Below are 21,021 nucleotides of genomic sequence, written 5' to 3'. Positions count from 1 at the left end.
TGACCGCGACCACCAGCGATGTCCTTATGGAGGGGTGGGGGCTGCCGCAGCGTAGGTCTTCATCGGTTCACCCTTTCGCCGTGGCAGGTCAGGTGCGGGTCCAGCGCTGGTTGCCGCTGTTCCAGCAGGAGTAGAGCTGGATCAGGGTGCCGTTGGCGGTGCCGCTGGCAGCGGCGTCGAGGCAGAGGCCGGACTGGACGCCGACGATGGATCCGTCGGAGTTGAGGCGCCACTTCTGGTTGTCGCCGCCCCAGCAGCTGTAGATCTGGACCTTGGCGCCGTTGCCGGTGCCGGCGGCGTCCAGACACTTGTCGCCGTAGACCCTGAGCTCACCCGCGGCGGTGTGGGCCCACTGCTGGTTGGTGCGGTTGTTGCAGTCCCACAGCTGGACCTGGGTGCCGTCGGTCGTGGCCGCACCGGGTACGTCCAGGCAGCGGCCCGAGGCGACTCCCTTGATCGGTCCGGAGCCGGGGGAGGGGGTCGGAGTGGGGTTGGGGTCGGGGGAGCCGGAGTTGAGCGCGTTGAGAACGGAGGAGTAGGCGGGCTTCTTGCTGCCGTCGCCGTTGAACAGGAGCGGCGTGTGCTCGGCTCGCCAGGAGTCGGTGTCGCGGACACCCCAGACGGTGATGCCGAGGCAGCGCGGGACGGCCAGGCAGTCGTTGGTCACGTTGGCGTAGGTCGTGCCCGAGGCGCCCTGGATGTCGAGTTCGGTGATGGCCACGTCGACGCCGAGGGCGGCGAAGCTCTGCAGGGTGGTGCGGAAGTTGCTGTTGTAGGGACTGTCGTTGTTGAAGTGGGACTGGAAGCCGACGCAGTCGATGGGCACGCCGCGCTGCTTGAAGTCCCGGACCATGGCGTACATGGCCTGGGTCTTGGCCCAGGTCCAGTTCTCGACGTTGTAGTCGTTGTAGCAGAGCTTGGCGGCCGGGTCGGCGGCGCGTGCGGCGCGGAAGGCGACCTCGATCCAGTCGTTGCCGCTGCGTTGCAGGTTGGAGTCGCGCCGGGCTCCGGAACTGCCGTCGGCGAAGGCCTCGTTCACGACGTCCCACTGGCGAATCTTGCCCTTGTAGTGGGCCATCACGCCGTTGATGTGGTTGGTCATGGCCTGGCGCAGCGCGCCGCCGCTGAGGTTCTGCATCCAGCCGGGCTGCTGGGAGTGCCAGGCCAGCGTGTGGCCCCGTACCTGCTTGCCGTTCTGCACCGCCCAGTTGTAGACGCGGTCGCCGGCGGTGAAGTTGAACTGGCCCTGCTGGGGCTCGGTGGCGTCGATCTTCATCTCGTTCTCGGCCGTCACCGAGTTGAACTCGCGGTTCGCGATCGTCGTGTACGTCGAGTCGCCGAGCCTTCCCGAGGCGATGGCGGTGCCGAAGTACCGGCCGCTCTGCGCGGCAGCGCTGCCGAGCGTGCTCTCGGCGGCGTGTGAGGCCGGCGGGGCCATCAGCACGGTGGCGGCACCGAGGACGCCGACGATCAGTGCCGCGCACAGGCCGCCGATTTTCCGGCGGACGGTGGACGGGGGAATGGGGTGTGAGCGCATGAATGGACCTCCAGGACGGAAATCACGGATGGAAGCGAGCGCGGCGGAAGGATTCCGCGGGGCGATGTCCGCGTCCGTCGAAACAGGGCGCGGATCATCAGGGCGCAGTGATTCGAGGCCGGTGCCGCGACGCGCAGGTGAAAGGGCGGCGGCGCCTCGGGATTCAGTCTGGAAACAGGTCAGGGCCATGTCAAGTGTTTCGAAGAGTTTTCGATGAGGTGACCTGTGGGGTCCTTTCTGGCGATCCGCTGAGAGAATTCTGGAGCGCGACGACGAAACGGCCCCTGTCGAAATTGTTTCGACAGGGGCCGCTTGTCTCAAAAGGAGTTCTCGGCGCGGATCACCTTTCCGTTTCGCCGATGTCACACGCCTTCGGGCGGTGCGGATACGTGACGTCGAACCACGCGAAATGGGCTTGGTTCGTGGACGGGCGGCCGTGGGAGGTGGCGTAGAGGCCGAGCTGGACGCTGGTGAACAGCGGCGTGAGGAAGGTGGCTTCGACGGTGGCCAGGTCCTGCCAGGCACCGTCGGGCGCCGCGTGGGCGAAGGTGTGGCTGAAGCCCCGGACGCGGACCCCCAGGCGAACGGGCCCCGGGGGTATGGGGACGCCCGCCAGGACTTCGGGCCCGCGGCGGAGGACGAGCCCTTCCTCGGTGCGGAGGAAGAGGAGGTGGGTGTCATCGTCGACGACTACGGCGAGGCCGGCCTGTTCGCCCGGTGCCGCGGGAGCGAAGCGCAGCTCGGTGGACACGTCGCAGTCGGGCTGTTCCTGCGGGCGGACCAGGAGGGACGGGACGGTGCGTTCGCCGAGGCGTTCGGGACGGAGCCGGAGGCGGAGCCCGTCGCCGGTGGCCCAGAACGGCGCACGTGGGGTGCGCAGGGTGCTCCAGTCGGTGGAGAGGGCGGCGAAGTCGTCGTGGAGACGGAGGCGGGGGCTGGTGTGCTCGACGGGCGAGAAGACCGGCCAACCGTCGTTCCAGGTAACCCCGCTGAGGAAGGTCTCGCGTCCGATGGCGGAGCCCGGGCGGACACCCAGGAGGACCGCCCGCCAGTCGCCGCACGGGGTCCGCACGAGGTCGGCGTGCCCGGTGCAGGTGACGGGGCCCTTCCGGGCGGGAGGCAGAACCGGATTGCCGGGGGAGCTCTCGTACGGGCCGGTCACGTGGTCGGCGCGGGCGGCCACCACGCTGTGGTCCACATCGGTGCCGCCCTCCGCGGTGAGCAGGAGATAGGTACCGTCGATCCGGTAGAGGTGCGGGGCCTCCGACCAGCGTGCGCCCGGCCGGCTTCCCGACCACAGGACGTGTTCGGGTCCCGTGAGCCGTCGTTCGCGGGGAAGGTACTCACGCGTCCAGATCTCGGTGCGGCCGGCGGCCTCGTCCAGGACGCGGGCGGCGGTGAACCAGGCCCGGCCGTCACCGTCCGGCCCGTCGTCGAAGAACAGCGAGGGGTCGAAGCCCTCTCCTTCCAGCCAGTGCGGTTCCGACCACGGCCCTGCCGGGTCGGCCGCCGTGACGACGAAATGGCCGGGGCCGTCCATCAGCGTGCAGACGAGGTGGAAGAGCCCGTCATGGTGCCGGATCGTCGGCGCGAACAGGCCGCGTGAGGGCTCGCACCCGTCGAGGTCGAGCTGGGACGGCCGGTCCAGCGCGGAGCCGAGACGTCGCCAGTTCACGAGATCGCGGCTGTGGAACAGGGGAAGCCCCGGGAACCACTCGAAGCTGGACGTCACCAGGTAGTAGTCCGCCCCTACCCGGCAGACGGACGGGTCGGGCCGGAACCCCGGCAGCACGGGATCGCCGAACGTCGCGCTCACGACACCGGCACGATCTCGACCGGGACGGACAGGACCCGGTCGGCCCCCGGGTGACGTACGGGGCCGTGCAGGGTGAAGGACCCCTGGAGCGGCAGATCGCCGCTGGACCGTCCGACGGCCACGCCGATCTCTCCGGGCTCCACTCTCCTGCGCAGGTCGATCCCGGTGAAAGAGGTCCGGTCGGCGTGGACGGAGAAGGTGATCCGGGCGGCCTCGCCCGGCCGCAGCTCGACCCTGCCGAATCCGGCGAGCCAGCGTCTCGCCCGGACGACGGACGCCTCGGGGTCCGACAGGTAGAGCTGGACCACCTCCGTCCCGGTGACCTCGCCCACGTTGCGCACGGTGACCGCGACGGAGACGGCTCCGTCCGTCGCGGCGACGGGATCCACGGAGAGATCCGAGTAGGCGAAGCTGGTCCAGCTCAGTCCGTGTCCGAAAGGGAACAGCGGCGTAGGGTCCACCGAGCTCCAGTCGGTCGGACCGCCCAACGCCGAGTGCAGGTAGGTGCCGGGCTGACCGCCGACCTGGCGGGGGAGGGAGACGGGGAGCCGCCCGCCCGGTTCTGCGGCCCCACTGATGATCCGGGCCAGCGCCGTCCCGCCCTCCTCGCCGGGGAAGAAGGCCTGGACGACGGCCGCCGCCCGGTCGGCGAGCGAGCCGAGCGCGTAGGGGCGTCCGGAGACGAGGACCAGGACGGTCGGCACCCCGGAGTCGAGGACCTCGGCGGCGAGCGCGGCCTGGTCGCCCGGCAGGTCGAGGGTCTCGGCGTCGCAGCCCTCGCCCGAGGTGCCCCGGCCGAACATGCCGGCCCGGTCGCCGAGTACCAGCACGTTCACCTCCGGGTCCTCCTCGGTGACCGTGAACCCGGCGGCGGCGAGCGCTTCGCCGAGCGTCGGGATCTCCACCCCGGGATCGCCGGGGAGTGCGACGTGGTTCGGGAAGGAGTAGCAGCCGAGGAAGGCGTGCGGATCGTCCGCGTACGGCCCGGTGACCGCGACCCGGCACGGCCGCAGCGGCAGGATGCCGTCGTTGGCGAGCAGCACCGTGGACCGCTCGGCCAGGATCCTGGCCAGCGCCCGGTTCTCCGGCGGGTCGAGGTCGACCGGCTCGGGCTTGACGGGTTCCCAGTCGGGGTCGAGCAGGCCGAGCTCGGCCTTCTGCAGCAGCACCCGCTCCACGGCCCGGTCGACGAGCGCCTCGGACAGATCTCCCGAGCGGACGAGTGCGGTCAGCGGCTCGCCGTAACAGCGGGCCGTGGGCAGCTCGATGTCGATTCCGGCGGTCAGCGCCAGCGCGCCGGCCGCGCCCCGCGATCCGGCGACGCCGTGCCGGGACTCCAGGAAGGAGACCGAGTAGTAGTCGGCGACGACGGTGCCGTCGAAGCCGAGCTCGTCCCTGAGGAGCCCGGTGAGGAGCCGCTTGTTGGCGGCGACGGGGACGCCGTCCACGTCGGTGTAACTGTTCATCACCGACCTGGCACCGCCCTCGCGCAGCGCCCGGACGAAGGGCTCGACCAGCACGTCGGCGAACTCGCGCGGCCCCACGGCGACCGGGGCCATGTTCCGGCCGCCGCGCGAGGACGAGTACCCGGCGAAGTGCTTGAGCGTCGCCACGATGCCCGCGCCCTCCAGACCCTGGACGTACGCGGTGCCGATCGCGCCGACGAGATACGGGTCCTCGCCCACGCACTCCTCGGTACGGCCCCACCGGTAGTCGCGGACCACGTCGAGCACCGGAGCGAGCCCCTGGTGGACGCCGACCCGCCGCATCCCGTCGCCGATGGCGGCGGCCATCCGCCGCACGAGCCCGGGATCGAAGGACGCGCCCCAGGCGAGCGGCCCGGGGAAGACCGTGGCCCCGAGCGTCATGAACCCGGTCAGACACTCCTCGTGCGCGAGGGCCGGAATGCCGAACCGGCCGGCCTTCGTCACCTGCGTCTGGAGCGCGGCGAGCCGCTCCATGCCGGTCTCCGCGGCGATCGGCGCCGTCCCGAACACCCGGGTGAGCTGGCCGAGACCCTGCCCGATGATGTCGTCGAGGCCGGGCGCCGGTTCGCCGGAATCGTCCTCCATCGGCGCCACCGGCGCTCCCGGATCGGACGGCAGGGCCCAGAAGCCGGCGAGTTGACCCGCCTTCTCCTCCAGCGACATCCGACTCAGCAGATCGGCGACTCGGACGGCAGCGGGCAGGAGGGGGTCACGCCAAGGCTCGGTCACGGGGGTGCTCCTAAGAACGGGGTGGGGCGGTGGAGACGCGGACCTTGAGTTCGGTCGACAGCTCCATCCGGGGGCTGACCAGGGGCTGGTCCTCCAGAAGCTGGAAGAGCGTGCGAGCCGCGAGCCGGCCCATCTCCTCCAGCGGCTGACGCACCGTCGTCAGCGGCGGCGACAGCCAGTCGCACATCGGCAGGTCGTCGAAACCGACCACGCTGAGGTCCCGCGGGATGCTCAGCCCGGCCTGCCGAGCGGCCTCGTAGACGCCCATCGCCTGCTGGTCGCTGCCCGCGAAGACGGCCGTGGGCGGCTCGGGGAGGGCGAGCAGCTCGCGCGCGCACCGGAATCCGCCTTCGTGCTGGAAGTCGCCGAACCGGATGAGGTCGCGGTCGAACTCGATCCCGGCCCGCTCCAGGGCCGTCCGGTAGCCGTCGATGCGGGCCTGGCTGCAGAGCATCTCCTTGCGCCCGCCGATCGCGGCGATCCTGCGGTGCCCCAGCTCAAGCAGGTGTTCGGTGGCGGCGAGTCCGCCGGCCCAGTTGGTCGCGCCGATACTCGGCACACCGTTGTCCGGCAGGTCGATCGGGTCGATGACGACCAGCGCCACCCCGCCCCGCTCGACCTGGGCGCGCTGCGCCGCGGTGACGGAGGCGGTGACGAGGATGACGCCGTCGCTGTGGTGCTGGACCGGCACCGCGGACCAGCTCGACGGCGTGGCCTCGCCCGGCAGGACGAGCGACACGACGGTGCCGATGCCCCGGCCGGCGCACTCGGCCTCGACGCCGCGGAGGATCTCCACCGCCCAGGCACTGTCCAGGCCGCCGATGATCAGGTCGACGAGGCCCGATCTGCGCGTCCTGTTCTGCCGTCCGGGCTGGAGGTAGTTGTGGGATCGCAGCAGAGCCTCGATCCGTCGGCGCGTCGAGGGCGCGACGTCGGAGCGGCCGTTGATCACCTTGGAGACGGTGGCCTGGGAGACCCCCGCCTCCGCGGCGATGACCGCCAGAGTCGTCCGCTGCTCGCTCAACTTCTCTCCTCTTCGACGCCGTCGGCCGGTGCGACGACAGATTTCGCAAACTTTCGAAGAGTTTCTTGGTGACGTGACGGCCTGTCAAGACCCGTGTTGCAGCGGGGTTTCCGAGATAAATCGGTGAGAAGTCTTGACCGTGCTGTCCGTCGTTCCTAGTTTATGGCACCACGTAATTCGAGAGTCTTTCGAAAAATTTTCGAGCGCATCCCCCTCATGGAGGTCCCATGGCCAGCACCACCCCGAGCCGGCGCAGCTTCCTGACGCTCGCCGGCATGGCCGCACTGTCCGTGTCCATGACGGCGGCCTGTGGGTCCGGTGGATCGGGCGGCGGGGCGGCCGACGGCAAGGTGACGTTCGACTGGTGGAACATCGCCACGACGGAGCCGGGCAAGTCCCTCTTTCCGGAGATCTCCACGGCGTTCACGAAGGCGCACCCGAAGATCGCGATCAACACGACCTCGCTGGAGAACGAGGCGTTCAAGTCCAAGCTGACCGCCACCACCTCCTCGGGCAAGCTCCCCGACGTCTACCAGACCTGGGGCGGCGGCGTGCTGCAGCAGCAGGTCGACGCGGGCCTCGTCGAGGACATCACCGACCTGCTCGACTGGTCGGGCAAGCTCACGCCGGTCTCGCTCCAGGCCTACCAGATCGACGGCCGGACCTACGGAGTCCCGTACGACATCGGCATGGTCGGCTTCTGGTACAACAAGAAGCTCTTCGCCAAGGCGGGCATCGCCGCTCCGCCCGCCACCTGGGCCGAGTTCCTCGGCGCCGTCAGGAAGCTCAAGGCCGCGGGCGTCACCCCGATCGCGCTCGCGGGCAAGGAGAAGTGGCCGGGCCACTACTACTGGGCCTACCTCGCGATGCGCGTCGCCGGCCTCCCCGCCCTCCAGAAGGCCGCGACCTCCAAGGACTTCACCGACCCCGGCTTCGTCAAGGCGGGCGCCCACCTCAAGGAGCTCGTCGACCTCCAGCCGTTCCAGCCGGGCTTCCTCGGAGCCGGGTACGCCACCCCGGGCGGCCAGGCCGCGTCCATGGGCAACGGCAAGGCCGCCATGGAGCTGATGGGCCAGTGGGGACCGTCGGTGCAGAAGGACGCGGGCGCCGACCTCGGAGCGGACCTGGGCTTCTTCCCCTTCCCGACGGTCGACGGCGGTGTGGGACAGGCGACCGAGGTGTTCGGCGGTGGCGGCGGCTTCGCGCTGCGCAAGGGCGCTCCGAAGGAGGCACTGGACTTCCTGAAGTTCTTCGTCCTCGACAACGAGTCCAAGCTCCTCGCCTCCAACGGCTACCTGCCCGTGGTCAAGGGTGCGGAGAGCCAGCTCACCGACACCAACAAGAAGGTGGTGGCCGAGGCCCTGGTCAAGGCGACGGGCTTCCAGCTCTTCCTCGACCAGGCGTACCCGCCGGCGGTCGGCCAGGAGGTCAACGACAGCGTCGCCGACCTCATAGCGGGCAAGAAGACGCCCGAGCAGGTCGCGGCCGCGATCACCGAGGCTGCGAAGAGTGCCTAGTTCCGTGTCCACCCTGACCGAGGAACGGACGGAGGAGGCCGCGCCCCCGCCGCCCAAGTCCTCATCGGGTTGCCGTCGTTGGGCGGCCTGGGCGTCCGTGGCCTGGTTCCTCGTACCGGCCCTGGTCCTCTTCCTCGTCTTCGTCCTCGCCCCGATCGTCGTCGCCGTCTGGACCGGCTTCTTCAAATGGGGCGGGATCGGCCCCATGGACGACTTCGTCGGCTTCGGGAACTACACCAAGCTCTTCGACGACCAGGTCTTCCTCGGCGACCTGGGGCGCGGACTGTACCTGATCCTCATGTCGGTCCTGGTGCAGCTGCCGTTCGCCCTGTTCACCGCGGTCCTGCTCAACCAGAAGCTCCGCGGCCGGGCCGTGTACCGGATGCTGTTCTTCGCGCCGTACATCCTCTCCGAGGTCGTCACGGCGGTCCTCTTCACGATGATCTTCCTGCCCGGCGCGGGCATGGCCGACCACCTCGCCGGCTTCTTCGGCCTGGAGGGCCTCCAGGGCAAGTGGCTCGCCGATCCCTCGACGGTCATGCCGACCCTGTTCGTCGTCATGATCTGGAAGTACTTCGGCTTCCACATGATGCTGTTCCTCGCCGGGCTGCAGAGCATCCCGTCCGAGATCCTCGAAGCCGCCTCCATCGACGGGGCCGGTGCCTGGCAGCGCTTCCGGCACATCACGCTGCCGCTGCTCGGGCCGACGATCCGGATCAGCGTGTTCCTGTCGATCATCGGGTCCATCCAGCTCTTCGACCTCGTCTGGGTCATGACCGCCGGCGGGCCCAACCACTCCTCCGAGACGATGGCCATCGCGATGTTCCAGTTCGGGTTCAAGCGGTACCAGGTCGGCTACGCCAGCGCGATCAGCGTCGTGCTGTTCATGATCAGTCTCGTTTTCTCCCTCTTCTACCAGCGGTATGTGCTCCGCCGCGATCTGACCGGGGCCGTTACCTCGGGAGGTGGCCGATGAACGCCCGCCGGACAGTACGCGGCCTGTCGCTGCACGCCGTGGTCTGGCTGATCTCCGCGTTCGTCGCCGTACCCCTGCTCTACGCGGTGATATCCGGTTTCAAGAGCACGGCGGAGCTGACGAACAACCCCTTCGGACTTCCGGAGCACTGGAAGATCGGCAATTACACCGGAATTCTCGGCGACGGAATGTTCTGGCGGCAGATCGCCAACAGCGCGGGAATCGCGATCGGTACGACGATCTGTACCGTGGTGGCCTCCGCGATGGCGGCTTTCGTTCTGGCGCGATATGCCTTCCGCGGAAGGGAGTTGTTCTATACGCTCTTCACCATCGGGCTGATGTTCCCGTTCGCGGTGGCCGTCCTGCCGCTCTTCCTCATGCTGCGGACCTTCGGTCTGCTCGACAATCCGCTCGGAGTGATCCTCCCGCAGGCGGCTTTCGGTCTTCCCATGACGATCGTGATCCTGCGCGGTTTCTTCCGGACCATCCCGGCGGAGATCGAGGAGGCCGCCACCATGGACGGCTGCGGGAAGTTCCGCTTCTTCTGGCAGATCCTGCTGCCGATGGCGCGCCCCGCGCTCGGCACGGTCTCCGTGCTCGCGGTCGTCGCGAGCTGGAACAACTTCTTCCTGCCGCTGCTGGTGTTCAACGACCCGAAGTGGCAGACGGTCCCGGTCGGCGTCCAGCAGTTCCAGGGCCAGTACTCGACCGACTTCGCGCTGGTCCTCGCGTACATCGTGCTCGCCATGGTCCCCGCCCTCGCCTTCTACGCCGTCGCGGAGCGCCAGCTGATCGGCGGCCTCACCGCCGGCGCGACCAAGGGCTGACCCGTACCGCGTGACCTCCACCCCCGAGGAGACTCTGTGAAACGCCTGACCGCCCTGACAGCCGCCACAATGTTAGCGCTCACATCACAGGCGGCTGCCGACTCCGCGCGCCCCCCGGCCCACCTCGCCCGCCTCGGCATCGACTTCCGGGCCGAACTCCAGCCCATCGACGGATTCGGCTTCTCCATGGCCTTCCAGCGCGCCGACCTGCTGCACGGCGCCCGCGGCCTCGGCCCCGCCAAGCAGCGCGAGGTCCTCGACCTGCTGCTCAGCAAGGAGAAGGGCGCGGGTCTGTCGATCCTGCGCCTGGGCATCGGATCCTCGACCGACCGGGTCTACGACCACATGCCGACGATCCTGCCCACCGACCCCGGGGGGCCGGACGCCACCCCGGAGTACGTCTGGGACGGCTGGGACGGCGGTCAGGTCTGGCTGGCCAAGGAGGCCAAGGCGTACGGCGTCAAAAGGTTCTACGCCGACGCCTGGAGCGCCCCGGCCTTCATGAAGACCAACGGCAGCGAGAACGACGGCGGCGAGCTCCTGCCCGCATGGCGTCAGGCCTACGCGAACTACCTCGTGAAGTACGCCAAGTTCTACCAGCGGGAAGGCATCGGGATCACCGACCTGGGGTTCACCAACGAACCCGACTGGACGGCGACCTACGCCTCGATGCGCTTCACCCCGCAGCAGGCCGTCGACTTCCTCAAGGTGCTCGGACCGACCGTCCGCACCTCCGGACTGAAGACGGAACTGGTCTGCTGCGACGCCGCGGGCTGGGACCGGCAGGTCGCCTTCACCGAGGCGATCGAGGCGGACCCGGAGGCCGACAAGGCCGTGCGGACCATCACCGGCCACCGCTACAGCGGTGCGACCACGGTCCCGCAGCCGACCGGCAAGCACGTGTGGATGTCCGAATGGTCACCGGACGGCACCACCTGGAACGAGAACTGGGACGACGGCAGCGGTTACGACGGTCTCACCGTCGCCGCCGACATCCAGAACACCCTGACCGTCGGCAACGCCAACGCCTACGTCTACTGGACCGGCGCGTCCCTCGGCGCGACCCGGGGGCTGATCCAGCTCGCCGACCCCGGCGACGACTACCGGGTGTCGAAGCGGTACTGGGCGCTGGCCGCCTTCAGCCGCTTCATCCGCCCCGGCGCCGTCCGCGTACCGGTCACGAACGCCGACCCGGCCCTGAGCGTCACCGCCTTCCGCAACACCGACGGCCGCCGAGTCATCGAGATCCTCAACACCGCGACCACCGAGAAGAGCGCCGAGTTCACCCTTCGCGGTGGGCACGACCGGCAGCCCGACGCCTACGTGACCGACGGGACCCGCTCGATCACCCCGGCGGACGTGGTCTCCACCCGCGGCACGACCCTCACGACCAGGCTCGCCCCGCGCGCGCTCACGACGATCGTTCTCGACTGAGCCCTCCCTCACCCGAGGAGTCACCCATGTCCATGCCCAAGCCCAGGTCCCTGTCCCGGCACCTGATCGCCCTGTCCGCGGCCGTCTGCGTCGCCGCCGGCCTCGCCGCCACCCCCGCCACCGCCGAGCCCCGCCCCCGCACGCTCGGCGAGCTGGCCAAGAAGCACCACAAGTACTTCGGCTCGGCGACCGACAACCCCGAGTTCACCGACGCCGCCTACCTGAAGCTCCTCGGCAGCGAGTTCGGGCAGACCACCCCCGGCAACGCCATGAAGTGGTACGCCACCGAACCCGAACCGGGCGTCTTCGACTTCACCGCCGGCGACGAGGTCATGGCCTTCGCCAAGGATCACCACCAGAAGGTCCGCGGCCACACGCTCGTCTGGCACAGCCAGCTCCCCGCCTGGCTCACCGAGCGCACCTGGACCGCCGAGGAACTGCGCCCCGTCCTCAAGAAGCACATCCAGACGGTGGCACGGCACTACAAGGGCAAGGTGATCCACTGGGACGTCGTCAACGAGGCCTTCAACGAGGACGGCACCTACCGCGAGTCGGTCTTCTACAAGACGCTCGGCCCCGGCTACATCGCCGACGCCCTCCGCTGGGCCCACGAGGCCGACCCGCACGCCAAGCTCTACCTCAACGACTACAACGTCGACGGCATCAACGCCAAGAGCGACGCCTACTACGAGCTCATCAAGCAGCTGAAGGCCGACGGCGTCCCGATCGAGGGCTTCGGCCTCCAGGGCCACCTGGCGCTCCAGTACGGCTACCCCGCCGGCATCAAGGAGAACATCCAGCGCTTCGCCGACCTCGGGGTCGACGTCGCGGTCACCGAGCTCGACATCCGGATGGAACTCCCCGCGACCCCTTCGAAGCTCGCCACCCAGGCCACCTGGTACGCCGACTACGTCAAGGCCTGTCTGGACGTCAAGAGGTGCGTCGGCGTCACCATCTGGGACTACACGGACAAGTACTCGTGGATTCCCGGGGTCTTCCCGAAGGAGGGCGCCGCGCTGCCCTACGACGAGAACCTTCAGCCCAAGCCCGCCTACCACGCCATCAGGAAGGTGCTGGGCGGATGATCAGGACGGCGATCGTCGGGACGGGCGGGATCGCGGGCATCTGCCACGTCCCCGCCCTTCGGGTCCAGGCGCACCGGGCCGAGATCGTGGCCGCCGTCGACGTGGACGCCGTGCGCGCGGAGGCCTTCGCGGCCGAGCACGGCATCCCCGCCGTCCACACCGACCTGCACACGATGCTCCGGGAGGAGCGCCCGGACGTCGTGCACCTGTGCACGCCTCCTTTCCTCCACGCCGAACAGGCCGTGGCCTGCCTGAACGCGGGGGCGTGGGTCTGGTGCGAGAAGCCGGTGGCGCTGTCGCTGGCCGAGCTCGACCGGATCCGCGCCGCCGAGGGCACGGCCGCCGCGGGCGCGGTGTTCCAGCACCGGTACGGCTCCGGCGCCCGGTACCTGCGCGAGCTGATCGCCGCCGGGACCCTGGGCCGCCCGCTGGTCGCCCAGTGCGTCACGACCTGGTACCGCGACGACGCCTACTACGACGTGCCGTGGCGGGGCACCTGGCGGAGCGAGGGCGGCGGCCCGACGCTCGGCCACGGCATCCATCAGATGGACCTGATGCTGTCGGTGCTCGGGCCGTGGGCCGAGGTACGCGCCATGGCCGGGCGGCTCGACCGCGACGTCGAGACGGAGGACGTCTCCACGGCCCTGGTCCGCTTCGAGAACGGAGCCATCGCGACGGTCGTCAACAGCGTCCTCTCCCCACGCGAGGAGAGCTACCTGCGCTTCGACCTCGCCGACGCCACGGTCGAACTGCGGCACCTCTACGGCTACTCCAACGCGGACTGGACGTTCACCGGCAGGAACCCCGGGGTGAAGTGGGAGCCGCCGGACGACCTGCCCAGCTCCCACACCGCCCAGCTCGCGGAGTTCCTGGACGGGTACGAGGCCGGGATCCGCCCCGACCTCGGCAGGCCCACCATGGAACTGGTCACCGCCCTGTACAAGGCCGCGGTCACCGGCCGGCCGGTCGTGCGCGGCGAGATCGACGCGAGCGACCCGTTCTACGGCGCGCTCCACGGAGGACGCCCGGAGGCGTTCCGATGACGCTCGAACTCCAGCGGGACGAGGACGCGTTGACCGTACGGGCGCGGGGCACCGAGCTCTTCCGGTACGTGCACCGACCGGTCATGGACCCCTTCGAGGCGCCGAAACCCTATCTGCATCCGGTACGCACGCTCGCCGGAGACGTGGTCACCGGATACCGGCCGCACGACCACCGCTGGCACAAGGGCGTCCAGTTCACGGCGTCATGGGTGTCGGGCCAGAACTTCTGGGGCGGCGGCACCTACCTGCGCGGCCGGGGCTACGTCGACCTGCCCAACCTCGGCACGATGCGCAGCCTCACCCTGTCCGCCGAGACGGGCCAGGGCCGCGCCGTGATCAGCGAGGACCTGGCCTGGCACACGGCGGCGGGGGAGCACTGGATCGGCGAACGCCGCACCCTGACGGTGTGCGACGTCGAGGACGGCTCCTGGGCCCTGGAGGTCACCACGGCGCTCACCAACGTCCACGACGCCGAGCTCGTGTTCGGCAGCCCCGGCACCCAGGGCAGGGAACTCGCCGGATACTCCGGCCTGTTCTGGCGTGGTCCGCGCGCCTTCACCAGCGGCGACGTGATCGGCCCCGGCATGGGCGAGCAGGGTGACTGGCTGGCCTTCGTCGGCGCGCACGACGAGGTCGACCGCTCCTCCACCCTGCTGTTCCTGGACGACCCGGACAACCCCTGCCAGTGGTTCGTCCGCAGCGAGCCCATCCCCGCGGTCAATCCGTCCCTGGCGTTCGACAAGGAGCTACCCCTCGCCCCGGGCGACACCCTGGCGCGCCGCTACCGGATCGTCGTGGCCGACGGCGCGTGGGACCTCGCGCGCCTGACCCGGTACGTCGAGGAGCACCCGTGGTGACACCGCTCCCCGGCGGCGTGGGACTCTCCGATCTGACCGTGTACGAGTGGGAGGGCGCCGACGGGCTGTGCGGTGGCACCCCCCACATGCACCTCGTCTGCTCCGAGGCGTACGTCGTGATCGGCGGGGCGGGCAGCGTCCAGACCCTCACCACCTCCGGTTTCGCCGACACGCCGCTGCGCCCCGGCGACGTCGTCGGGTTCACGCCGGGAACGATCCACCGTCTCGTCAACGCCGGAGACCTGCGTCTCGTGGTCCTCATGCAGAACAGCGGCCTGCCCGAGGCCGGCGACGCCGTCTTCACCTTCCCCGCACCCGTGCTGGCCGATCTCGACGCCTACCGGAGGGCGGCCGTCCTCAGCGGCGACCACGCCGCGGCGGCGCGCCGCCGCCGCGACCTGGCGCTCGAGGGCTTCCTGGCCCTGTGCCGCGACGGAGGGCTGCGGGAGTTCCACGCCGCGGCCCACCGGCTGAAAAGCGCACTCCTGGACGCGTGGGACGTCCGCTGGCGCGACGGCGCGCTGGCGGCGGCCCACGAAACCGGCCGTCAGCTGGAGCGGCTGAAGGCCGGAGACCTCTCCCACCTCGACCAGGGCGCGGTGTCGCGGCTTGACCGCCCGAAGGTTCCGCTCTTCGGCATGTGCGGCCGTCTCCACCCCTACACCGCCCCCGCAGACCCCCACCGCCCTCCCCTGAAGGAGCGAATCCGATGACACGTCGTCATCCACCGCTGATCCTGGGCCTCGTCCTCGCGGTCCTGGCGTCCCTGCTGCTCGGTGCCACTCTCGTCACCGCCCCGCCCGCCGCCGCGGCGACCGTCGACACCAACGCCTGGTACGTGCTGGTCAACCGCAACAGCGGCAAGGCACTGGACGTCTACAACCTGGCCACCGGCGACGGCGCCCGCATCACCCAGTGGACCAGGAACGACCAGAACCAGCAGCAGTGGCAGTTCGTCGCCTCCGGCGACGGCTACTACCGCGTCAAGTCCCGCCACTCCGGCAAGGTCCTGGACGTCCAGAACAGCTCCGCGGCCAACGGCGCCGCGATCGTCCAGTGGACCGATGCGAACGGCACCAACCAGCAGTGGCGGCTCGCCGACAGCGCGGACGGCCACATCAGGCTCGTCGCCCGCCACAGCGGCAAGGCCCTCGAGGTCCAGGGCGCCTCCACCGCCGACAACGCGAACGTCGTCCAGTACGACGACTGGGGCGGCGCCAACCAGCAGTGGCAGCTCGTCAAGGTCGCCGGCGGCACCCCCGGCACCTGTGCCCTTCCTTTGACGTACCGCTGGTCGTCGACGGGCGCGCTGGCGCAGCCCAAGGCCGGATGGGCCTCGCTGAAGGACTTCACCGTCGCTCCCCACAACGGCAAGCACCTCGTCTACGCGACGACCCACGGCACCACGGGGACGGGAGTGGGCTGGGGCTCGATGAACTTCACCCCGTTCACCGACTGGTCGCAGATGGCCTCCACCGGCCAGAACACCATGTCGAACGGCGTCGTCGCGCCCACGCTCTTCTACTTCGCGCCGAAGAACATCTGGGTGCTCGCCTACCAGTGGGGCAGGACCGCCTTCTCCTACCGGACGTCGACCGACCCCACCAACCCGAACGGCTGGTCGGCGGAGCAGGAGCTCTTCTCCGGAAGCATCGCCGGCTCGGGAACGGGCCCCATCGACCAGACGCTCATCGGCGACGGGACGAACATGTACCTGTTCTTCGCCGGTGACAACGGCAAGATCTACCGGGCGAGCATGCCGATCGGGAACTTCCCGGGCAGCTTCGGCTCGTCGTACACGACGATCATGAGCGACACGGAGAAGAACCTCTTCGAGGCGCCCCAGGTCTACAAGGTCAAGGACCAGAACCAGTACCTCATGATCGTCGAGGCCCGGGGCGCGAGCGAGCACCGCTACTTCCGCTCGTTCACGGCCACCAGCCTCAACGGCTCGTGGACGCCGCAGGCCGCTACCGAGAACAACCCCTTCGCCGGCAAGGCCAACAGCGGAGCCACCTGGACCAACGACATCAGCCACGGCGAGCTGATCCGCGCCGGTGCCGACCAGACCTTCACGATCGACCCGTGCAACCTGCGGTTCCTCTACCAGGGCCGTGATCCCAACTCCGGCGGCGATTACGGCCAGTGGGCCTACCGCCCGGGACTGCTGACGCTGCAGCGCTGACCACGTGGCGGGCTCGGTCGTCACCCGAGCCCGCCATGGTCGCGGGCCAGGGCCGCGTTGGGGGCCTGCGTCGCCTTGGCGGTTCTTCCTGGTGTGCGTGGCCGTGGCCGGCGCGTACGGTGCCGCCACGTCGAGCCGGAAGATCCTCTTCGTGCAGGCCGTTCCGGCCCTGGTGCCGGCCGCCCACTGAGCGACGCCGGCGGACGACCCGGTCTCACGTCGTATTCTTTGCCGACGTAGAGGCCGGTCGCCGTACGCCGGTGGACCGCTTTCCCTGGAGAGGGTGGGAATGGGGATCATCGACGTGGACCACGCGGAGCTGGTCCTCGCGGCGCAGGCCGGCGACGACCGGGCGCGCGAGGAGCTGATCGCCGCGTACCTGCCGCTGGTCTACAACATCGTCGGGCGAGCGCTGAGCGGCCATGCCGACGTCGACGACGTCGTCCAGGAGACCCTGCTTCGTGCGGTGCGCGACCTGCCCGCCGTACGCGCACCGGAGAGCTTCCGGTCCTGGCTCGTGTCGATCACGCTCCGCCAGATCAATACCCACCTGCACCGGAAGCACGCCTTCGCCGAACGGACCGCGGTCATCGACGAGGCGCACCGGATACCGGACGCCGGCGCGGAACCCGTGGACACGGCGATCCTGCGGCTGCATGTCTCGGACGAGCGCCGTCGCGTCGTGGAAGCCAGCCGGTGGCTCGATCCGGATCATCGGGTGCTGCTGTCGCTCTGGTGGCAGGAATGCGCCGGTTCGCTGAGCCGTGACGACATCGCCGCCGCGACCGGGCTCACGGTCGCCCACGTCGGAGTACGCCTGCAACGCATGCGCGAGCAGCTGGAACTGTGCAGGACGATCGTCGCCGCGCTGGAGGCCGACCCGCGCTGTCCGCAGTTGGACGAGGCCGTCGTCGGCTGGGACGGCCTGCGCGCATCGGTGTGGCGCAAGCGTATGGCGCGGCACACCCGTGACTGCCCGGTCTGCACGGCGCCGACGACGGAACGGGTTCCGGTCGAACTGCTCCCCCTCGGCCTCGCGACGCTGGCCGTCCCGGCCGGACTGATCTCCGCGCTCGCCGCCAAGGGCCTGCTGTCGGGTACCGCCGCGATCGCCGCCGGGCCGGTCGCGGCACACGTCGCTGTCGGCACCGCGACGGGGGGAGGTGGCCTGCCCGTCGCGCTGAGCGGCAAGCTCGCGGGGATCACCGCTCACCCGCTGGTGAGCCTCGCCACCGGCGCGGTGCTCATCGCCGGAACCGCCGTCTACGCGACCTGGCCCGAACCGGCGCCTCGGGTGCCCGCCGTCATCGCCGCCCCCACGGCGGGCACCGCCTCGCCGGTCCCGTCGCGCGCCGCGACGTCGGACGAACCGTCCCCCGTGAGTCCGTCCGCTGCCGCAGCCGCTGTTCCGCTCGGCGCGCGGTCGCTGGAGTCCGTGGACGAACCCGGCCTGTTCGTCACCCATACCGGCGACCACGCGACGCTCGGCCGGGTCTCCGCGTCCAGCGGCGCGCAGACCCGGAGCCGGGGCACCTTCACGGTCATCGCGGGGCTGGCCGACACACGGTGCGTCACCTTCCGCGCCGCGGACGGCCGGTATCTTCGCCACTACTACCTCCGGCTGCGGCTGAGCGCCGACGACGGCAGCGATCTGTTCCGTGAAGACGCGACCTTCTGTCCGCGCCCCGGGTCGGTCGCGGGGTCGGTGACCCTGCACGCGCACAACTATCCCGGCTCCGTCCTCCGCCACCGTGACGGAGGCATCTGGCTCGACGGCTCCGACGGAACACGGACCTTCGCCGGGCAGGCATCCTTCATCGTGCGCCGGACCTGGTCCTGAGAGTCGCTCATGCGCCATGCCGATTCCCACCAGGCACGGAGTCGGGTGCCTCGCACCGACTCCGCGGGGACGGCCGAACCGCGGGGCTCGGCATAACGCTTTCTGCGTGCGACACGCGTCACTGAGCGAACTTCCGGACGGCGCGACTTTTCTGTTACGAGACCGCGAGTTCGACAGCCTCCACTTCAGGGGTGACCTTCCCCCACTGGCGTATCCCCCTGAAGAGAGGCCTCCCATGACGCAGCGCACCCACCTGAACCGCGACCCGCGAGGAAAGGCATGAAGGGCCTGCACCGGCTCCGCCGCCGTCGCCGGACCTGGGCGATAGGGCTGTCGGCCGCAGCGGTGGTCGCCGGTGGCCTGACGCTCCTCCCCAACTCCGCCGGAGCCGCGGCCCTGGGTACCGAGGCGGCCCCCTCGGGCCGGTACTTCGGCACGGCTGTGGCCGCGGGCCGGCTCGGCGACTCGGCGTACACCGCCATCGCCGACCGGGAGTTCAACATGATCACCCCGGAGAACGAGATGAAGTGGGACGCCGTCGAGCCGTCCCGCGGCCGTTTCGACTTCGGTCCCGCGGACCGGATCGTCGACCGTGCCCTGGCACGCGGTCAGCGCGTCCGCGGCCACACCACGGTCTGGCACTCGCAGCTCCCCGCCTGGGTGGGCTCCCTCCGCGACGCGAAGACGCTGCGCGGCGTGATGAACCACCACATCACCACCCAGCTGACTCACTACAAGGGAAAGATCTACGCCTGGGACGTGGTCAACGAGGCGTTCGCCGACGGCGGCAGCGGCCGGCTCCGCGACTCGGTCTTCCAGAAGGTGCTGGGCGACGGCTTCATCGAGGAAGCGTTCCGCACCGCCCGCGCGGCCGACCCCTCGGCCAAGCTCTGCTACAACGACTACAACATCGAGAACTGGTCGGACGCCAAGACCCAGGGCGTCTACCGCATGGTCAAGGACTTCAAGTCCCGCGGCGTGCCCATCGACTGCGTCGGGTTCCAGAGCCATTTCGGCGCGGGCGGCCCACCGGCGAGCTTCAGGACCACCCTGGCCGCCTTCGCCTCCCTGGGGGTCGATGTCCAGATCACCGAGCTGGACATCGCCCAGGCATCACCCACCCACTACGCGAACACGGTCAGCACCTGCCTGTCCGTGGCCCGGTGTACCGGCATCACCGTGTGGGGCGTCCGAGACAGCGACTCCTGGCGGAGCGGCGAGAGCCCCCTGCTGTTCGACCGGAACGGCAAGCCCAAGCCCGCCTACACCGCCGTCATGAACGCTCTCACGTCCGGCTCCGGCACCACGCCGCCCCAGCCGACCGACCGTACCGGGGAGATCAAGGGCGTAGCCTCCGGCCGCTGTATCGACATCCCCGGATCCGCCACGGCCAACGGCACCCGGGCGCACCTGTGGGACTGCGGCGGACAGACCGGCCAGCGCTGGACCCACACCGCCGCCAAGCAGCTGAAGGTCCACGGCGACAAGTGCCTGGACGCCAAGGGCAAGGGCACCGCCAACGGCACCCCGGTGATCATCTGGGACTGCAACGGCGGCGCCAACCAACAGTGGAGCGTCAACACCGACGGCACGATCACCGGGGTCCAGTCCGGGCTGTGCCTCGACGCCGTCGGCGCGGCCACCGCGAACGGCACCACGATCCAGCTGTACACCTGCGCGTCGGTCGGCAACCAGAAGTGGACCGTCCCCTCCGCGACGGGCAGCGGCGCGTGTGCTCTTCCCTCGACGTACAAGTGGAGCTCGACGGGCGCCCTCGCCCAGCCGGCGAACGGATGGGCCGCGGTGAAGGACTTCACCCACGTCATGCTGGGCGGCAAGCACCTGGTCTACGCGTCGAGCGCATCGGGAACCTCGTACGGCTCGATGGCGTTCAGCCCCTTCACGAACTGGTCGGACATGGCGTCGGCCGGTCAGACGAAGATGAACCAGAACGCGGTGGCACCCACGCTCTTCTACTTCGCGCCCAAGAAGATCTGGGTGCTCGCGTACCAGTGGGGTGCCTCGCCCTTCAGCTACCGCACGTCCAGCGACCCCGCCAACCCCAACAGCTGGTCCGCGCCGCAGCCCCTGTTCACCGGCAGCATTCCCCGCACCGACTCCGGCACCGGCCCGATCGACCAGACCCTGATCGCAGACGGGACGAACATGTACCTGTTCTTCGCCGGTGACAACGGCAAGATCTACCGGGCGAGCATGCCGATCGGGAACTTCCCGGGCAGCTTCGGCTCGTCGTACACAACGGTCATGAGCGACACGGAGAAGAACCTCTTCGAGGCGCCCCAGGTCTACAAGGTCAAGGACCAGAACCAGTACCTCATGATCGTCGAGGCCCGGGGTGCGAACGAGCGGCGCTACTTCCGCTCGTTCACGGCCACCAGCCTCAACGGCTCGTGGACGCCGCAGGCCGCTACCGAGAACAACCCCTTCGCCGGCAAGGCCAACAGCGGAGCCACCTGGACCGACGACATCAGCCACGGTGACCTGGTCCGCAGCAACCCGGACCAGACCATGACCGTCGACCCCTGCAACCTGCAGTTCCTCTACCAGGGCAAGTCCCGCACCGCGGCTGGCCCCTACGACCGACTGCCGTACCGGCCGGGCGTCCTCACCCTGCAGCGCTGACCCGCCCGATCCACGGTTCCA

At 69.8% G+C, this 21,021-nt stretch carries 15 protein-coding genes and 1 pseudogene; 12 read left to right on the top strand and 4 right to left on the bottom strand.

The features are described from left to right. Positions 1–88: 88 nt before the first annotated feature. From IE321_RS03405 to IE321_RS03390, 4 genes are all read right to left on the bottom strand, one after another. Positions 89–1,537 carry an endo-1,4-beta-xylanase gene (locus IE321_RS03405; RefSeq protein ID WP_190221686.1) on the bottom strand — a complete coding sequence of 483 codons (1,449 nt, stop codon included), beginning with the start codon at positions 1,535–1,537 and terminating at the stop codon, positions 89–91. Positions 1,538–1,877: 340 nt separating this feature from the next. After that, positions 1,878–3,353 (bottom strand): glycoside hydrolase family 43 protein, encoded by a 1,476-nt coding sequence (locus tag IE321_RS03400; RefSeq protein WP_190221685.1) that lies wholly within the window; start codon positions 3,351–3,353, stop codon positions 1,878–1,880. Continuing rightward, positions 3,350–5,569, bottom strand: a complete 2,220-nt coding sequence (locus IE321_RS03395; RefSeq protein WP_190221684.1) for a beta-glucosidase — start codon at positions 5,567–5,569, stop codon at positions 3,350–3,352. Before IE321_RS03395 ends, IE321_RS03400 begins: the two co-directional genes overlap by 4 nt. Before the next feature lie 10 nt (positions 5,570–5,579). Further along, positions 5,580–6,593, bottom strand: coding sequence for a LacI family DNA-binding transcriptional regulator (locus IE321_RS03390; RefSeq protein WP_190221683.1), 1,014 nt, complete (start codon positions 6,591–6,593; stop codon positions 5,580–5,582). A gap of 227 nt (positions 6,594–6,820) precedes the next feature. Here IE321_RS03390 and IE321_RS03385 point away from each other — a divergent pair, with 227 nt between their 5' ends. The 12 genes and pseudogenes from IE321_RS03385 (at position 6,821) to IE321_RS03330 (ending at position 21,000) form a co-directional block, all read left to right on the top strand. After that, on the top strand, positions 6,821–8,110 hold the full coding sequence (locus tag IE321_RS03385) for an extracellular solute-binding protein (RefSeq protein WP_190221682.1): 1,290 nt from the start codon (positions 6,821–6,823) through the stop codon (positions 8,108–8,110). Beyond that, on the top strand, positions 8,103–9,086 hold the full coding sequence (locus IE321_RS03380; RefSeq protein ID WP_190221681.1) for a carbohydrate ABC transporter permease: 984 nt from the start codon (positions 8,103–8,105) through the stop codon (positions 9,084–9,086). Before IE321_RS03385 ends, IE321_RS03380 begins: the two co-directional genes overlap by 8 nt. Next, positions 9,083–9,913: a carbohydrate ABC transporter permease gene (locus IE321_RS03375; RefSeq protein WP_190221680.1), complete on the top strand. Its 831-nt coding sequence runs from the start codon at positions 9,083–9,085 to the stop codon at positions 9,911–9,913. The genes IE321_RS03380 and IE321_RS03375 overlap by 4 nt, the downstream gene beginning before the upstream one ends. Before the next feature lie 69 nt (positions 9,914–9,982). Further along, positions 9,983–11,347, top strand: a complete 1,365-nt coding sequence (locus tag IE321_RS03370) for a glycoside hydrolase family 30 protein (protein ID WP_190221679.1) — start codon at positions 9,983–9,985, stop codon at positions 11,345–11,347. Positions 11,348–11,379: 32 nt separating this feature from the next. Next, positions 11,380–12,432: an endo-1,4-beta-xylanase gene (locus IE321_RS03365; RefSeq protein WP_190221732.1), complete on the top strand. Its 1,053-nt coding sequence runs from the start codon at positions 11,380–11,382 to the stop codon at positions 12,430–12,432. Next, complete coding sequence (locus IE321_RS03360; RefSeq protein WP_190221678.1) at positions 12,429–13,475, top strand: Gfo/Idh/MocA family protein; 1,047 nt, start codon at positions 12,429–12,431, stop codon at positions 13,473–13,475. Before IE321_RS03365 ends, IE321_RS03360 begins: the two co-directional genes overlap by 4 nt. Next, complete coding sequence (locus IE321_RS03355) at positions 13,472–14,332, top strand: DUF6807 domain-containing protein (protein ID WP_190221677.1); 861 nt, start codon at positions 13,472–13,474, stop codon at positions 14,330–14,332. Before IE321_RS03360 ends, IE321_RS03355 begins: the two co-directional genes overlap by 4 nt. Continuing rightward, positions 14,326–15,045: a cupin domain-containing protein gene (locus IE321_RS03350; protein ID WP_226653036.1), complete on the top strand. Its 720-nt coding sequence runs from the start codon at positions 14,326–14,328 to the stop codon at positions 15,043–15,045. The genes IE321_RS03355 and IE321_RS03350 overlap by 7 nt, the downstream gene beginning before the upstream one ends. Beyond that, complete coding sequence (locus tag IE321_RS03345; protein ID WP_190221676.1) at positions 15,042–16,517, top strand: non-reducing end alpha-L-arabinofuranosidase family hydrolase; 1,476 nt, start codon at positions 15,042–15,044, stop codon at positions 16,515–16,517. The genes IE321_RS03350 and IE321_RS03345 overlap by 4 nt, the downstream gene beginning before the upstream one ends. A gap of 82 nt (positions 16,518–16,599) precedes the next feature. Continuing rightward, positions 16,600–16,707 (top strand): annotated as a pseudogene (locus IE321_RS03340) (DUF1304 family protein); the annotation flags it as partial. A 99-nt stretch (positions 16,708–16,806) separates the two neighbouring features. Then, on the top strand, positions 16,807–18,357 hold the full coding sequence (locus IE321_RS03335) for a sigma-70 family RNA polymerase sigma factor (RefSeq protein WP_190221675.1): 1,551 nt from the start codon (positions 16,807–16,809) through the stop codon (positions 18,355–18,357). A gap of 279 nt (positions 18,358–18,636) precedes the next feature. Further along, on the top strand, positions 18,637–21,000 hold the full coding sequence (locus IE321_RS03330; RefSeq protein ID WP_190221674.1) for a non-reducing end alpha-L-arabinofuranosidase family hydrolase: 2,364 nt from the start codon (positions 18,637–18,639) through the stop codon (positions 20,998–21,000). The last annotated feature ends 21 nt before the right edge of the window (positions 21,001–21,021 follow it).

The organism is Streptomyces hydrogenans, from assembly GCF_014656075.1.
GTDB lineage: Bacteria > Actinomycetota > Actinomycetes > Streptomycetales > Streptomycetaceae > Streptomyces > Streptomyces hydrogenans.
The sequence above is the reverse complement of the archived record's forward strand: the minus strand, read 5'-3'. Positions and strand labels throughout refer to the sequence as shown.

Excerpts from the sequence above, each read along its gene's own strand:
- IE321_RS03405 (WP_190221686.1), bottom strand. The coding sequence starts at position 1,537 with ATGCGCTCACACCCCATTCCCCCGTCCACCGTCCGCCGGAAAATCGGC.
- IE321_RS03385 (WP_190221682.1), top strand. The coding sequence starts at position 6,821 with ATGGCCAGCACCACCCCGAGCCGGCGCAGCTTCCTGACGCTCGCCGGC.
- IE321_RS03375 (WP_190221680.1), top strand. The coding sequence starts at position 9,083 with ATGAACGCCCGCCGGACAGTACGCGGCCTGTCGCTGCACGCCGTGGTC.
- IE321_RS03370 (WP_190221679.1), top strand. The coding sequence starts at position 9,983 with ATGTTAGCGCTCACATCACAGGCGGCTGCCGACTCCGCGCGCCCCCCG.
- IE321_RS03365 (WP_190221732.1), top strand. The coding sequence starts at position 11,380 with ATGCCCAAGCCCAGGTCCCTGTCCCGGCACCTGATCGCCCTGTCCGCG.
- IE321_RS03360 (WP_190221678.1), top strand. The coding sequence starts at position 12,429 with ATGATCAGGACGGCGATCGTCGGGACGGGCGGGATCGCGGGCATCTGC.
- IE321_RS03355 (WP_190221677.1), top strand. The coding sequence starts at position 13,472 with ATGACGCTCGAACTCCAGCGGGACGAGGACGCGTTGACCGTACGGGCG.
- IE321_RS03345 (WP_190221676.1), top strand. The coding sequence starts at position 15,042 with ATGACACGTCGTCATCCACCGCTGATCCTGGGCCTCGTCCTCGCGGTC.
- IE321_RS03335 (WP_190221675.1), top strand. The coding sequence starts at position 16,807 with ATGGGGATCATCGACGTGGACCACGCGGAGCTGGTCCTCGCGGCGCAG.
- IE321_RS03330 (WP_190221674.1), top strand. The coding sequence starts at position 18,637 with ATGAAGGGCCTGCACCGGCTCCGCCGCCGTCGCCGGACCTGGGCGATA.